The sequence below is a fragment of the Bacillus sp. SIMBA_154 genome, from assembly GCF_046536015.1.
In the GTDB taxonomy this organism is placed as follows: domain Bacteria; phylum Bacillota; class Bacilli; order Bacillales; family Bacillaceae; genus Bacillus; species Bacillus pumilus_P.
The window spans coordinates 1-273 of record NZ_JAWJBV010000254.1 but is presented as its reverse complement, the minus strand read 5'-3'; the positions used below and the strand labels follow the sequence as shown (position 1 = coordinate 273).

Here is a 273-nt window from a genome sequence, read left to right as displayed (position 1 = left end):
GAGACTTCATTGATATTGACCTGCAGATTGAGAAAGATTTCAATATGTCCATCCCTGAAATGTTTGAGAAAAAAGGTGAAGCCTTTTTCCGTCAGACCGAAAAGGATTATATATTAGATATCTGCCGCAATACGAAATTCAAGATCGTGTCTCTTGGGGGCGGTTCGTTTAAACAAGAGGAAATCAGACAGTGCTGCCTTGAAAACTGCCTCGTGCTCCATCTTGATTTATCATGGGAGAATTGGAAGCAGCGGGCTGACCTGCTGATTGAAA

The 273-nt window shown here is 42.1% G+C and carries 1 protein-coding gene; it reads left to right on the top strand.

Going from position 1 to position 273, the window contains the following annotated elements:
- The coding region (locus R0K30_RS21945; RefSeq protein ID WP_410612951.1) for a shikimate kinase at positions 1 to 273 on the top strand (273 nt) is incomplete at both ends.